This window comes from Microbacterium sp., from assembly GCF_052102115.1.
Lineage (GTDB): Bacteria > Actinomycetota > Actinomycetes > Actinomycetales > Microbacteriaceae > Microbacterium.
Genome location: NZ_JBQDVP010000003.1, coordinates 28,919 through 41,644 on the forward strand (window position 1 = coordinate 28,919; position 12,726 = coordinate 41,644).

General features: G+C 68.1%; 13 protein-coding genes and 1 tRNA gene. 5 read left to right on the forward strand and 9 right to left on the reverse strand.

The features are described from left to right. Positions 1 to 939 (reverse strand): DMT family transporter, encoded by a 939-nt coding sequence (locus tag ACTICP_RS01790; protein ID WP_441888916.1) that lies wholly within the window; start codon positions 937 to 939, stop codon positions 1 to 3. Positions 940 to 1,015: 76 nt separating this feature from the next. Here ACTICP_RS01790 and ACTICP_RS01795 point away from each other — a divergent pair, with 76 nt between their 5' ends. Both ACTICP_RS01795 and ACTICP_RS01800 read left to right on the forward strand, forming a co-directional pair. Next, positions 1,016 to 1,651, forward strand: a complete 636-nt coding sequence (locus ACTICP_RS01795) for an SOS response-associated peptidase family protein (protein ID WP_441888918.1) — start codon at positions 1,016 to 1,018, stop codon at positions 1,649 to 1,651. Positions 1,652 to 1,683: 32 nt separating this feature from the next. Further along, the gene (locus ACTICP_RS01800) at positions 1,684 to 2,985 is read left to right on the forward strand and encodes a cation:proton antiporter (RefSeq protein WP_441888920.1); all 1,302 of its coding nucleotides are present in this window, start codon (positions 1,684 to 1,686) and stop codon (positions 2,983 to 2,985) included. Here the strand turns inward: ACTICP_RS01800 and ACTICP_RS01805 are convergent, their stop codons facing one another. Further along, on the reverse strand, positions 2,986 to 3,705 hold the full coding sequence (locus ACTICP_RS01805) for a tyrosine-protein phosphatase (RefSeq protein ID WP_441888922.1): 720 nt from the start codon (positions 3,703 to 3,705) through the stop codon (positions 2,986 to 2,988). A gap of 63 nt (positions 3,706 to 3,768) precedes the next feature. Here ACTICP_RS01805 and ACTICP_RS01810 point away from each other — a divergent pair, with 63 nt between their 5' ends. Next, positions 3,769 to 4,074 carry a hypothetical protein gene (locus ACTICP_RS01810; protein ID WP_441888924.1) on the forward strand — a complete coding sequence of 102 codons (306 nt, stop codon included), beginning with the start codon at positions 3,769 to 3,771 and terminating at the stop codon, positions 4,072 to 4,074. Between the two features lie 18 nt (positions 4,075 to 4,092). Here the strand turns inward: ACTICP_RS01810 and ACTICP_RS01815 are convergent. After that, a tRNA-Thr gene (locus tag ACTICP_RS01815) sits at positions 4,093 to 4,168 on the reverse strand. Positions 4,169 to 4,210: 42 nt separating this feature from the next. Further along, complete coding sequence (locus ACTICP_RS01820) at positions 4,211 to 5,149, reverse strand: DsbA family protein (protein WP_441888926.1); 939 nt, start codon at positions 5,147 to 5,149, stop codon at positions 4,211 to 4,213. A 232-nt stretch (positions 5,150 to 5,381) separates the two neighbouring features. Between ACTICP_RS01820 and ACTICP_RS01825 the strand changes: the two genes are divergently transcribed. Both ACTICP_RS01825 and ACTICP_RS01830 read left to right on the forward strand, forming a co-directional pair. Beyond that, positions 5,382 to 6,488: an ABC transporter ATP-binding protein gene (locus ACTICP_RS01825; RefSeq protein WP_441888928.1), complete on the forward strand. Its 1,107-nt coding sequence runs from the start codon at positions 5,382 to 5,384 to the stop codon at positions 6,486 to 6,488. A gap of 66 nt (positions 6,489 to 6,554) precedes the next feature. Beyond that, positions 6,555 to 7,856 carry a DUF4032 domain-containing protein gene (locus ACTICP_RS01830; RefSeq protein WP_441888930.1) on the forward strand — a complete coding sequence of 434 codons (1,302 nt, stop codon included), beginning with the start codon at positions 6,555 to 6,557 and terminating at the stop codon, positions 7,854 to 7,856. Between the two features lie 86 nt (positions 7,857 to 7,942). On the opposite strand, the gene ACTICP_RS01835 is transcribed toward ACTICP_RS01830, so the two are convergent. The 5 genes from ACTICP_RS01835 to ACTICP_RS01855 are packed head-to-tail and all read right to left on the reverse strand — an operon-like array spanning position 7,943 to position 12,678. Further along, positions 7,943 to 8,581 carry an NAD(P)-dependent oxidoreductase gene (locus tag ACTICP_RS01835; protein ID WP_441888932.1) on the reverse strand — a complete coding sequence of 213 codons (639 nt, stop codon included), beginning with the start codon at positions 8,579 to 8,581 and terminating at the stop codon, positions 7,943 to 7,945. Further along, positions 8,578 to 9,579 carry a 23S rRNA (guanosine(2251)-2'-O)-methyltransferase RlmB gene (gene rlmB / locus ACTICP_RS01840; protein WP_441888934.1) on the reverse strand — a complete coding sequence of 334 codons (1,002 nt, stop codon included), beginning with the start codon at positions 9,577 to 9,579 and terminating at the stop codon, positions 8,578 to 8,580. The genes ACTICP_RS01835 and rlmB overlap by 4 nt, the downstream gene beginning before the upstream one ends. Continuing rightward, positions 9,572 to 10,975, reverse strand: coding sequence for a cysteine--tRNA ligase (gene cysS, locus ACTICP_RS01845; RefSeq protein ID WP_441888936.1), 1,404 nt, complete (start codon positions 10,973 to 10,975; stop codon positions 9,572 to 9,574). Before cysS ends, rlmB begins: the two co-directional genes overlap by 8 nt. Next, positions 10,972 to 12,186 carry a 2-C-methyl-D-erythritol 4-phosphate cytidylyltransferase gene (gene ispD / locus ACTICP_RS01850; protein WP_441888938.1) on the reverse strand — a complete coding sequence of 405 codons (1,215 nt, stop codon included), beginning with the start codon at positions 12,184 to 12,186 and terminating at the stop codon, positions 10,972 to 10,974. Before ispD ends, cysS begins: the two co-directional genes overlap by 4 nt. Before the next feature lie 9 nt (positions 12,187 to 12,195). Further along, positions 12,196 to 12,678, reverse strand: a complete 483-nt coding sequence (locus tag ACTICP_RS01855) for a CarD family transcriptional regulator (protein ID WP_441888940.1) — start codon at positions 12,676 to 12,678, stop codon at positions 12,196 to 12,198. Between the last annotated feature and the right edge of the window lie 48 nt (positions 12,679 to 12,726).

A 12,726-nucleotide genomic window follows, 5' to 3' on the forward strand; every position in this document is an offset into this window, starting at 1 on the left:
TCAGCGCCGCCGCCAGGGCAGCGCGACGGCCACCGATGCCATGGCCACGGCGATCATGGCGAGCAGCTGCCACAGGGCAGGGCCGGCGGTTGCCGGCCACAGCAGATCGATGATGATCGAGGTCAGCAATTGGCCGAGCACGGCGCCGAGTCCCATCAGCAGCACACCGGTGTGCGCGACGATCGTCGCGCCGAGCAGAATGTAGGCGAAGCCGAGCACTCCCCCGAGGTACAGCCAGGGCTCCGTCGGCAGCGCCTCCGGCATCCCGCTGACGGCGATGCTGATCGCCGCCGCGACAAGCAGCACGGTCGTCCCGGCGATGAAGCTCATCAGGGTCGCGGTCATCGGCGACTGCACGCGCTGGGCGAGGCGCCCGTTGGCTGCCGACTGCCACGCGATGCCGACGCCGGCTGCGAACGGCAGTACGAGCAGCCACCACGGCGCCTGGTCCGAGACGCCTCCGCTGAGCGAGATCACCACCGCGGCGAGGGCGAACACCCCGCCGAGTACGCGTCCTGGCGTCACCGCGACGACTCCGGCGGGTCCGACGCCCAAGCGGTCCAGCAGGAGCCCGTTCACAGTCTGCCCGGCGACGACGCCGACGGTGAACAGCGAGACGCCGAGGAGTCCGGCGGTGAGCCCTTGCGTGGAGACCGTGAGCGCGCCGCAGGTGCCGCCCAGCAGCATCCAAATGGGGATCCGCCGGCCACGCACCCCGCGCCAGAGGCGGCCGGCGCTCGCGCGTGCCGACGGCACCACGATGGTGACCACGACGAGGATGCCGAGCCCCACGGCGAATGAGACGAGTCCCGCGACGATGCCGTCGTCGATGCGCACGCCGAGCACGCCGTTCACCCGGGCCTGGATCGCCGTCATCGCCCCGATCGCGACCGCTCCGCCGAGGGCGAGGGGAACGGGAAGTCGGCGGGTCTCGGGCACCACAGAACCCTATCCCGAGGCAGTCCGCCTTGCCGGTGCCGGCGCCGTTGTCGGTGCCCGGCGGTACTCTGGCGGCATGTGCGCAAGCTACGGACTCGATCCGAGATTCACCGACGCCGAGCTGCTGGCCGAAGCCGACGCCGACGTCCTCGAAGGACTGCGCGTCTGGGCTCAGCAGAACGACGGCGAAACGCTGCGGCCCACCGGCAAGAACCTGCGCAATCTCAACCCGCTGGTCGTGCCCGCCAACGGCCAGGTGACGCTCGAGCCCGCCTGGTGGGGGTTCCTCGTCGACGGTCAGCCGGCGAAGTTCCCCTCGATCAACACCCGCTCCGAACGACTGCAGGACCGCCCGGCGAAACTGCGCACGCGGGCGATCATCCCGACCACGGGCTGGTACGAGATGCGCAAGCCCGAACGGGTGTGGCACGAGTTCACGCTTGGCGCCGGGGCGCTGTTCGGCATGGCAGCGGTGACTCAGCGCGGTCGCACCCCCGAAGGCGAGTGGGTGACGTGCTACTCGGTCGTGATGGCTCCGGCGCCCGAGCACCTCGCCGACGTCCATGACCGGATGCCGGTGCTGATCCCCGCCTCCCTGAGCCACGACTGGCTCACCGCCGATCCGGATCGTGAGCTCATCGACGAGGCGCTGATCGCATCGGCCGAATTGGCAGCACGCATCAGTACGGCACCGGCATCGTCCCGTCCCTGACGAGCCGGTTGAGCGATCGATAGTCTTGCGCCATGTCCTCCCTGGTGCTGATCAGCCTCGCGGCGATCCTGGTGTGGTCGCTGATCGCCCACCGGTTCGAGCGCTGGGGCGTTGCGGGCCCCGCAGCGCTCCTCCTGCTCGGCGCAGCCACCGTCGCGTGGGATGTCGAAGAATTCGGCGAGATCATCGATTCCGGGCTCGCCGAGAAGTCGGTCGAGATCATCCTGGCCATCCTGCTGTTCGTCGATGCGACCGAAGTCAAGGGCGGTGTCTTCGGCAAAGAGGGCAAGGTGATCGCGCGCCTGGTCCTCATCGCCCTACCCCTGTCTCTCATGCTGGCCCTCGTCAGCGGAGCGTTTCTGCTGCCGAGCACCGGTCTGCTCGTCATTGCCGTCATCGCGTGCGTCATCATGCCCACTGACTTTGCGCCCGCCACGCGCCTGCTGCGCGGCCGGGGCATCTCGACGCGGACGCGCCAGATCCTCAACATCGAAAGCGGCTACAACGACGGCCTCATCTCCCCCGTGTTCGGGATGTCCCTGGCACTCGCGGTGTTCTGGTCGACGATCTCGCACACACCCGATGATGAGCTGACGGATTCGGCGATCGAGAAGCCGCTCGAGCAGTTCCTCGCAGCATTCCTCGGCGCTGTGCCAGCGACGCTGCTCGCGATCGCGATCGGCCTGCTGCTCGGCTGCACGATCGGTTTCGCCGTGCGCATCGCGCGCGGGAAAGATATCGCCAGCGCGGTCGGGGCTCGGTACGTGATGGTACTGCTCCCCCTCATCGCCTACGGCATCGCGAATCTGCCGGTGTTCACCGCGAACGGATTCGTGGCCGCGTTCGTCGCCGGCGTCGGGTACCGGCTGACGCGCGTTCGATCCTCTGAAGAGTCGGGAATCGACCACAGCGAGCTGCTGCTGGTCGATGAGGTGGGCGTCCTCGCGGCGAACTTCGTGTGGTTCATGCTCGGCGGCGCGGTCCTGCTCGTATTCGCGTCGGGCATCGACTGGGGTGTCGTGCTCCTGGCACTGCTCGCGCTCACGCTGATCCGGATGCTGCCGGTGTACGTGTCTCTGATGGGCAGCAGCGTGCTGCGGAAGGATCGCGTCCTCATCGGTGCCCTCGGCCCGCGCGGCACCGCCTCGATCGTCTTCGGGCTTCTCGCGTACAACGCCCTGCCAGACCATGAGGGCACGATCGTGCTGTCGGTCATGGTCGTGACGGTGATGGGCAGCATCCTGCTGCACGGCGTCGTCGCTCCACTGGTGCTGCGGCGCCGGGGTGCCGGGCGCGGCGACGTCGCCGTTCCGGGTTCGGCGACTGGAGGCTGATCAGCCGAGCAGCTTCTTGCGCAGTGCAGCGCGCACCGCGGCATCCACTCCCGCGCCGGTCAGGTATTCGCCGAAGCCGCCGTACTCGCGATCGATCCCGTCGAGAGCGCCGGCGAGCACCTCCGGAGGCGACGATCCGAGGATGACGAGCAGGTCATCGGTGAGGTGCACGCGGAACCTTCGCGCCTTACCGACCATCCGCTGCGTCCACTCGCCTGCCAGATTGGCGGCGGTCGCGGCATAGTCGGCGAGGATGATGTCGCGGTCGATCTCCAGAGCAGACAGCGTCAGGGCGACGACCAGCCCAGTGCGATCCTTGCCCGCCGTGCAGTGCACGAGCACCGGGCCATCGGCCGCGGCGATCTCGCGGATGACGCGTCCGAGCACCTGCTGATGACGGCTGAGGATGATCCGGTACACGTCGGAAAGGGTGATGCCGGAGAGGTCGGTCCGACGGCGGGGCGCACCATCGATCGGGATGCTGAGGCGCACCGCGCCGGTGCCGCGCAGCCGGTCGCGTCCGCCGACGCGGCGGTCGAACACCGAGCGCAGATCGATCACCTCGCCGATTCCGAGCTCGCGGATGCGACGCCGTCCGGCACGATTCAGACGGTGCAGCGCATCCGACCGGTACAGCAGACCCGGTGTCAGCGCGCCCGGCGCGACCTCGCGGAAGTTGTAAGTTCCCGGCACGTCGAGACGGGTGACGGCATCGTCCATGGCGCCCATGCTAGCGGCGGACTGCTCCGCTATCGTGGGACCACCGAACCGTCAGGAGCGATCATGGGGTCCGAGGACGAGAAGTCCCGTCCGCGCGCACTGCGCGATGCCACCGCAGAAGCACGCTTCGCCGCGCGCTACGCGACGATCGATGAGGTCGCCGAGCTCCTGGGCGTCACCCCCGTCTCCCTGCGACAGACGATGCGCCGACGCGATGCCGGCGAGGCTTCCACCGCGAGTGATGCGTTCATCGATCCGATCGGCAACGTGTCCGGATACCTGTGGGATCGCGATGATCTGACACCGGAGGCGATCGCGGCGTGGCACAGCCGTCCACGCCGCGGGCGGAGGCCGAAGAGCGCCGGCTGAGCGGGCGCGGGGCGACAATGGAGCCGACTACGGGATTCGAACCCGTGACATCTTGTTTACAAGACAAGTGCTCTACCAGCTGAGCTAAGTCGGCGAACGCCGTCCAGCTTAGCGAGCAGGAGGCGCGAGGCGGAAACTATGAGGCCGGAGTCTCGGTCGGCGTCGGCGTCGGGGTCGCCGTCGGCTCGGTGTCACTGGCGACGTTGAGCACGAACTGCGAGAACTCCGCGGGGTCATCGAGCGCCCCGACGTACGCTTCGCCGTTGACCACGATCATCGGGGCACTGGACAGCATGAGGTCGTCAGACCCCTCCAGCGGGCCAGCGAGGGCCCGGGACGTGGCCTCCTTGGCCCAGGCGACGTAGTCCTCATCTTCGACGCAGGAGCGCACGACCTTCGGGGATTCAGCGCCGACGGCCACGGCGAGATCGGCGAGCTCGACATCGGTGCGCCCGCCGCTGTCGACATCGGGCTGATCGACGAGCAGCTCATGGTTGAAGGCGTAGAACTGATCCGGCGCGTGGGTCGCGACGCAGGCGGCCGCAGCGGCAGCACGGAGCGAGTACTTCGTCCCGTTGGAGCTCGCGGTGAGCATGGCGACGGGGTGGTAGGTCACCGTGACGGCACCCTCGTTGATCCAACCGGCCAGCTGACGTGTGTTCGCCCCCTCGAACTCGCCGGAACCGGGCGACAGGTAGTCGACGTAGATGTGGACATCCACGGCAGAGTCCGTCGGCGCCGGCGTGGGCTCGGCGGTCTCTTCGCCGGAGGTGGTCTCCTCCGGCGTCGGCGTCGAGGGCACCTCTTCGATCGCGGCGTCCGAGAGGGTGTGTACCACGATGCCGTCGCCATCGAGTCCCTGGGGTTTCATCATCGGCTTCGACACGCTCGAGGTGACCGCCATCGTGACCGCGGTGCCGATGGCGCCAACGGCGACGATGGCTACCGCCCCGACGATGATCCGTCGCATGATGCGCGCACGCGACTGTTTGGCGTGCACCTGCTGGGCCTTCTCCCGGACCGCCTCACGGGAATTGCGAGGGGTGGGGACGTTCGGCGTTTCGTCGCTCGACATCGTTCCTCTTGAAAGTCATGACAGGGGACGGGCTCCCCCGGTGCCCGCCGATCCACTGCTGTTGATCGATCAGGGCCGTCTCCGATGGTATCCAGACAGGCTGGGAAATACCCAGGTGCTCATGTTCGTGCGATACTGAGATCGGCCCGATGGCGGGCCACGGCGGGGCTCACCCCACCGCTTCCATCACAACGGATCGTCCGGCACGTACCTGCCGGTGAAGGAGAAAACAATGGCAACTGTCACGTTCGACGCCGCAACGCGTCTGTACCCGGGCGGCACCCGTCCGGCCGTAGACAAGCTCAACCTCGAGGTCGCAGACGGCGAATTCCTCGTCCTGGTCGGCCCGTCCGGCTGCGGCAAGTCGACCTCTCTGCGCATGCTCGCCGGCCTCGAAGAGGTCAATGAGGGGCGCATCATGATCGGCGACCGCGACGTCACCGACGTGCCGCCGAAGGACCGTGACATCGCCATGGTCTTCCAGAACTACGCGCTGTACCCGCACATGACTGTTGCCGAGAACATGGGCTTCGCGCTCAAGATCGCCGGCATCAACAAGGAGGAGCGCGCCGCGCGCGTGCTCGAAGCCGCCAAGCTGCTCGACCTCGAGGAGTACCTCACGCGCAAGCCGAAGGCGCTCTCGGGTGGTCAGCGTCAGCGCGTCGCCATGGGCCGCGCGATCGTCCGCCAGCCGCAGGTGTTCCTCATGGACGAGCCGCTGTCGAACCTCGATGCCAAGCTGCGCGTGCAGACCCGTACGCAGATCGCCTCCCTGCAGCGCCGTCTGGGCGTCACCACGGTCTACGTCACGCACGACCAGACCGAGGCTCTCACCATGGGCGACCGCATCGCCGTTCTCAAGGACGGTCTGCTGCAGCAGGTCGGAACGCCGCGTGACCTGTACGAGAAGCCGGAAAACGTCTTCGTCGCCGGCTTCATCGGGTCGCCCGCCATGAACCTGTTCCCCGCCGACCTCGCCGACGGCGGCGTTCAGTTCGGAACCGAGGTCGTCCCGCTCGACCGCGACACCGTCGGCCGCGCGACGGGCAGCCAGGTCACCATCGGCGTGCGCCCCGAGGACATCACCGTCGGCCCCACCGATGGCAAGGGCCTCTCGATCACGGTCGACCTCGTCGAGGAGCTCGGCGCTGACGGCTACCTGTACGGTCACGCCGACGTCGACGGCAAGCGCACCGACATCGTCGCGCGCGTCGACGGCCGCAACCACCCGAACGCAGGCGAGACCGTCACCCTGGCCGCGACAGCCGGGCACGTGCACGCCTTCGACCTCGAGTCCGGTGAGCGTCTGAACGACAAGCCGGTCGTCTCGGCGACGTAATTCGCTCCATGCGCGGCGCGGGTCGACCTTCGGGTCACCCGCGCCGCGTCGTCTTTCGGAGGCAGTATGCAGGACGCGCTTCGCATCACCGCCAGCACGGTCGATCCCGAGCTGCTGGCCCTGCCGTGGTCCACACCGCTGGCCAAGTGGCCGTCGGAGCGGATCGTCTCGCTCCCCAAGGGACTGTCACGTCATCTCGTACGCTTCGCGGATCTGTCCGGCCGTGTCGTCGCCGTCAAGGAGACCACGGCCGAGATGGCCCAGCGCGAGTACGACATGCTCGGCAACCTCGGTCGCCTGGATGTGCCGTGCGTGGATCGCGTGGCCGTCATCGCCGGGCGGGCGGGTGCCGCGGGCACGCCCCTGCCGGCCGTGCTGGTGACGGCGCATCTGCGGTTCTCGATGCCCTACCGGGCGCTGTTCACCCGCGTGCTGCGCCCTGACACCGCCACACGACTCGTCGACGCGCTCGCGCTGCTGCTGGTGCGGCTGCACAACGTCGGCTTCTACTGGGGTGATGTCTCCCTCTCGAACACGCTGTTCCGTCGTGACGCCGGCGCCTTCGCCGCGTACCTGGTGGATGCCGAGACCGGCGAACTCCACGAAGAGGGGCTCACCGACGGTCAGCGCCTGTACGACCTGGATCTGGCGCGCACGAACATCGCCGGCGAGATCATGGATCTCGCTGCCGGCGGCCGACTCGAGCACGGGGTGGATGCCGTGGCCATCGCCGACGGCATCGTGTCGTCGTATCACTCGCTGTGGGCCGCACTCACGGCCGAGGAATCCTTCTCGGCGAACGAGACGTGGCGCATCACCGAGCGCGTGGAGCGCCTGAACGCCATCGGCTTCGACATCGATGAGATGTCGATGACGACCACCACCGACGGCACGACCGTGCAGATCCAGCCGAAGGTCGTGGATGCCGGTCACCATCAGCGGCGTCTCATCCGCCTCACCGGGCTCGATGTCGAGGAGAACCAGGCACGGCGCCTGCTGAACGACCTCGATGAGTTCCAGGCGCGGTCGACGAAGGATTGGGCCGACGAGGAGATGTTCGCGCACGAGTGGCTCACGCGCGTCTTCGAGCCCGTCGTCCGGGCGATCCCCTACGAACTGCGCGCCAAGCTCGAGCCCGCTGAGGTCTTCCACCAGGTGCTCGAGCACCGATGGTATTTGTCGCAGGCGCACGGCAGGTCGATCCCGCTCGCCGAGGTTCTGACCTCGTACATCAACGACGTGCTGCGCCATCGCCGCGACGAAGCGACGATCATGGGTCCGCCGACCGAGACGATGAGCGTGCCCGTGGTGACCGGCGCGATGCCGGCGGCCGGCGACGACGAGGTCGACTGGCGCGACCTCGTGTGACTAATACCCGACGGTGAAACTGCATTCCGCGGATGAAACCCCTCGGAATCCGTCGCGTTTCGTCCGCGGAATGCAGGCTCGCAGGGTCAGTAGCCGACGGTGAAGTTCTCGCGGTGGTGCTTCGGGTTCTCGATCTCGTCGACGAAGGCGACACCGAAGTCTCGGCCTGAGATGAAGGACTCGCCCTTGTCATCGGTGACCAGCACCGTGCCACCGTCGCGGTACGTGCCGGTGCGCTCCCCCGGTGCCCACGCGCCGAAGCCGGCGGCGGGGTGGACGAAGAACCAGTCCCGGCCGCTCGTGTCGGCCTGCAGGTCTTCCAGCACGCCGATCGCCTCGCGGGCTTCGTCTTTGATCTCCTCGGGGAAGTCCGTGTCGATCAGACGCGCGCCGCCGGGTGCGACCAGGCTGCCACCGGCACCGCCGACGACGCCGACGCGCACGTGCTCCGGGAGGGCTGCGACGAGCTCAGCTGTCGCGGCCCGCACCTTGCCGACCATGTCACCGCGGGGCGAGAGCGCCTGGATGACGACATCCGCCTCGTCGATCTGCTCGAGCAGGCTGGGCACGTCGAGGATGTTGCCCTCGAGGTAGACGGCGCCCTCGACGCGCTCGGCGGGGATCGAACGGGCGATCGAGATCACTGAGTGACCGCGCGATACCGCTTCGGCGACGATGTTCGATCCGGCGTATCCGGTTCCTCCGATGACGGCGATGCGGGTCATGCTCGATTCCTCACTGTTGCGATCTGGTACAGCGCGACGGATGCCGCGATGCCGGCGTTGAGCGACTCCGTGGCCGCCGAGATGGGGATGGAGACGATCTGGTCGCAGTTCTCGGTAACAAGGCGTGAAAGCCCCTTGCCCTCGGAGCCCACGACGACCACGACGGGCCGATCGGCGAGCTCGAGCGCGGGCAGCGACACGTCGCCTCCGCCGTCGAGACCGATCACGAACACGCCCTGCTTCTTGAACTCCTTCAGCTGCGTGGTCAGGTTCGTCGCCATGGCGACCGGGATGCGCGCGGCAGCCCCGGCGCTCGTCTTCCACGCGGCGGAGTTCACGCCCGCGGAACGCCGCTGCGGCAGGATGATGCCGTGCCCGCCGAACGCGGCGGTCGAGCGGATGATCGCACCGAGGTTACGCGGATCGGTGATGCCGTCGAGCGCGATGAACAGGGGAACCTCGCCGCGATCGATCACCTGCTCGAGCAGATCCTGCGGGTGGGCGTACTCGTACGGCGGAACCTTGAGAGCGACCCCCTGGTGCACGCCGTCGAACCCGGCCATACGGTCGAGTTCCTGGCGGGTGACCTCGAGAACGGGGATGCCGCGGTGCGTCGCGATCGACAGCATCTCCTTGACGCGGTCATCCATCTCGACGCGCTGAGCGATGTAGAACGCCGTCGCCGGGATCTTGGCCCGCAGCGCCTCCAGCACCGAGTTCCTGCCGGTGACGTTCTCGGTGTCGTCCCCCGCCTTGGGCTTCGACGACCTGTTCTGGTTGCCTCCCGTGTTCGGCCTGCCCCCGGCGCGTCCCTTGCCGCCGGCTGCTGCGTAGCGCTCGTTCGCCGCCTTGCGCTTGCCGGCGACATGCCAGGCCCGATCCTCGGCCTTCGGCGTCGGGCCGCGGCCCTCGAGCGACTTGCGACCGAGGCCGCCGGAGCCCTTGATCGACCCCTTCTTCTTGCTGTTGCCCGCTCCCGGGCGTCCTGGCTTAACCATCAATACTCCAATGAGTTCCGGCCGGAGAATCCTCCAGCGTGATTCCTGCGGCGGCGATCGCGTCGCGGATGCGATCTGCCGCTGCCCAGTCCTTGTCGGCGCGCGCCTGTGCGCGCTGGTCGATCATCGTGCGCACGAGCGCATCGAGAGCGGATGCCTCGGCTCCCCCGGCGGCAGCCGCGACCGGGCCGTCCAGCCCGAGCACGTCGAGCATCGCCGCGAGCGAACGGGCTGCGGCGACCGCCGCGGACGTGTCGCCGGCATCCAGTGCGGAGTTGCCCGCACGCACGGCGTCGTGCACGACCGCGAGCGCCTGCGGCACACCGAGATCGTCGTCCATCACCGTGCGGAACGACTCCGGGATCTCGCCAGGGATACGCACTGCAGGGTCGGCATCCGCCGCCCGCAGCACCCGCTGACGGAAAGTCTCGATGCGCCCGAGCGCGGCCTCGGCCTCCGTGAACGACGAGTCGGTGAGGTCGAGGCTCGAGCGGTAGTGCGCCGCGGCGAGCGCATAGCGCACGACGAGCGGGTCGTGTGCGGCGAGCACATCGGCGGCAAGGGTGAAGTTGCCGATCGACTTGGACATCTTCTGCCCGTCGACGGTCACGAGGCCGTTGTGCACCCAGTAGCGCGCGAAGCCGTCGCCAGCCGCGGTCGACTGGGCGAGTTCGTTCTCGTGGTGCGGGAACCGCAGGTCGAGACCGCCGCCGTGGATGTCGAACTCCGAGCCCAGGTAGCGCTTCGACATCGCGGAGCACTCGATGTGCCAGCCGGGACGCCCTGCTCCCCAGGGAGAGGTCCACACAGCATCCGCCGGCTCGTCCGGTTTGGCACCCTTCCACAGAGCGAAGTCCTGCGGATTGCGCTTACCGCGCGGATCGGCGTCCTCCGTTGCTTCCATGGCGTCGAGCTGCTGATGGGTGAGCGCACCGTAGTCCGGCCAGGAGCGCACGTCGAAGTAGACGTCGCCCGATCCGTCCGGTGCGGGGTACGCATGGCCCCGCTCGATGAGGCGCGAGATCAGCTCCTGCATCTGCGGGATGGATGCCGTCGCGCGCGGCTCGTACGTGGGAGGAAGAATGCCGATACCGGCATACGCCGAGGTGAACTCCTGCTCCATCCGGTACGCCAGCGCCCACCACGGCTCGATATCCGTCGCCCCCGAAAGCACCTTGTCGTCGATGTCGGTGACGTTGCGCACGAACGTCACTCGCCCGTAGCGGTGCTCGAGCCAGCGGCGCAGGATGTCGAAGCTCAGCGCCGCACGAACATGGCCGATGTGCGGGCCGGACTGAACGGTCGCTCCGCACACGTACATCGTGATGTTCTCGGGGTCGAGAGGCACGAAGTCGCGCAGCTGCTGCGCGCGGGTGTCGTAAAGGCGGAGAGTCACTGCTCCAGCGTACTTTGCCCGGTCGGCGAACGGGGCACCACCAGCGCGACCGCGGTGACCGATACCCCTTCGCCGCGGCCGATGAATCCGAGCCCATCGGTGGTGGTGGCCGTGATCGATACCGGCGCTCCACCGAGGGCTGCGGACAGCGCCGCCTGCGCTTGTGCCCGACGTGCGCTGAAGCGCGGACGGTTCGCCTGCAGCTGGACCGAGACGTTCCCGATCGTGTATCCGGCCTCGGCGAGGATCTCGCGTGTGCGCATCAGGAAGACGTCGCCGTGCGCTCCGGCGTACTCGGGGTGCGATGTTCCGAAGTGCTCGCCGATGTCACCGAGTCCCGACGCACCGAGCAGAGCGTCGACGATCGCGTGGGCGACGGCGTCGCCGTCGGAGTGTCCGGACAGCGCCGGCTCCCCCGGCCATTCCATACCGGCCAGCCACAGATTCCCTACGCCGCCGTACCCGTGCGCGTCGGTTCCGACCCCGACGCGTATCGCCGGTGTCGGCTGCTGCCCGGCCGAGATCAGCTGGCGGGCGCGCTGCAGGTCGGCCGGCACCGTGATCTTGAACGCCAGCGAGGAGCCCGGGATGTGGGCCACGGAGTGACCGGCCGCGGCGAACAGCGCGGCGTCGTCGGTGTACTCGACGCCGGAGTCGCGTGCGGTGGCATACGCGGCCTCGAGCAGATGCCGTGGAAAGCCCTGCGGGGTCTGCGCGGCGACGAGATCGGCCCTGTCGACCGCTTCGACGATGTCGCCGCCCGCGACGCGCTTGAGCGTGTTTACCACCGGCAGCGCCGGGATCACGCCGGCGTCAGGGGTCACGGCGCCCGCGACCGCGTCGATCTGCGACGGTGGGGTCAGGGCACGGGCGGCGTCGTGGACGAGCACGGTGGTGATGTCCCCCCACAAAGCCCGCAGACCCGCAGCGACCGAATCCTGCCTGTTGTCGCCGCCGGCGACGACACAACCGAGGTCGGTGCGTTCACCGGCGGCCGTGCGCAACTCGCTTTCGGCGTCCCCTTCGTGCCCCGCAGGCGCGACGACGATCACCTGTGCCGGCGATGCGGCGAAGACGCCGTCGAGGGCATGACGCAGCACGGAACGTTCGTCGATGCCGACGAACGCCTTCGGTGCGGCCGCGCCCAGGCGCGTTCCAGAGCCTGCCGCGACGACGATGATCGCCGTCGTCGGCACAGGAAGGAGAGTCACACTCTCAGACTAGGACGCGAGGACCTCGTCGAGCAGCGCGCCGGCCTTCTCCTCGTCGCACTTCTCGGCGAGCGCGAGTTCGGAGATGAGGATCTGACGAGCCTTCGCCAGCATCCGCTTCTCACCCGCGGAGAGACCGCGGTCCTGATCGCGGCGCCACAGGTCGCGGACGACCTCGCTGACCTTGATCACATCGCCGGAGGCGAGCTTCTCAAGGTTTGCCTTGTAGCGGCGGGACCAGTTCGTGGGCTCTTCGGTGAACGGCGCACGCAGCACCTCGAACACGTTGTCGAGCCCCTCCTGACCGATGACATCGCGGACACCGACGAGGTCGACGTTCTCTGCAGGCACTTCGATGATCAAGTCGCCCTGGGTGACGTTGAGCTTCAGATACTTCTTCGTCTCACCCTTGATGACGCGATCCTTGACCTCGATGATCGTCGCGGCTCCGTGGTGCGGATAGACGACCGTTTCGCCAACCTCAAAAAGCATAAAATCGTGTCCTTTCGGCAACCTCCAGAATACCACAGGCAACATGCG

Coding starts and splice junctions, on each gene's coding strand:
- ACTICP_RS01795 (WP_441888918.1), top strand. CDS start 1,016: ATGTGCGCAAGCTACGGACTCGATCCGAGATTCACCGACGCCGAGCTG.
- ACTICP_RS01800 (WP_441888920.1), top strand. CDS start 1,684: ATGTCCTCCCTGGTGCTGATCAGCCTCGCGGCGATCCTGGTGTGGTCG.
- ACTICP_RS01805 (WP_441888922.1), bottom strand. CDS start 3,705: ATGGACGATGCCGTCACCCGTCTCGACGTGCCGGGAACTTACAACTTC.
- ACTICP_RS01810 (WP_441888924.1), top strand. CDS start 3,769: ATGGGGTCCGAGGACGAGAAGTCCCGTCCGCGCGCACTGCGCGATGCC.
- ACTICP_RS01820 (WP_441888926.1), bottom strand. CDS start 5,149: ATGTCGAGCGACGAAACGCCGAACGTCCCCACCCCTCGCAATTCCCGT.
- ACTICP_RS01825 (WP_441888928.1), top strand. CDS start 5,382: ATGGCAACTGTCACGTTCGACGCCGCAACGCGTCTGTACCCGGGCGGC.
- ACTICP_RS01830 (WP_441888930.1), top strand. CDS start 6,555: ATGCAGGACGCGCTTCGCATCACCGCCAGCACGGTCGATCCCGAGCTG.
- ACTICP_RS01835 (WP_441888932.1), bottom strand. CDS start 8,581: ATGACCCGCATCGCCGTCATCGGAGGAACCGGATACGCCGGATCGAAC.
- rlmB (WP_441888934.1), bottom strand. CDS start 9,579: ATGGTTAAGCCAGGACGCCCGGGAGCGGGCAACAGCAAGAAGAAGGGG.
- ACTICP_RS01855 (WP_441888940.1), bottom strand. CDS start 12,678: ATGCTTTTTGAGGTTGGCGAAACGGTCGTCTATCCGCACCACGGAGCC.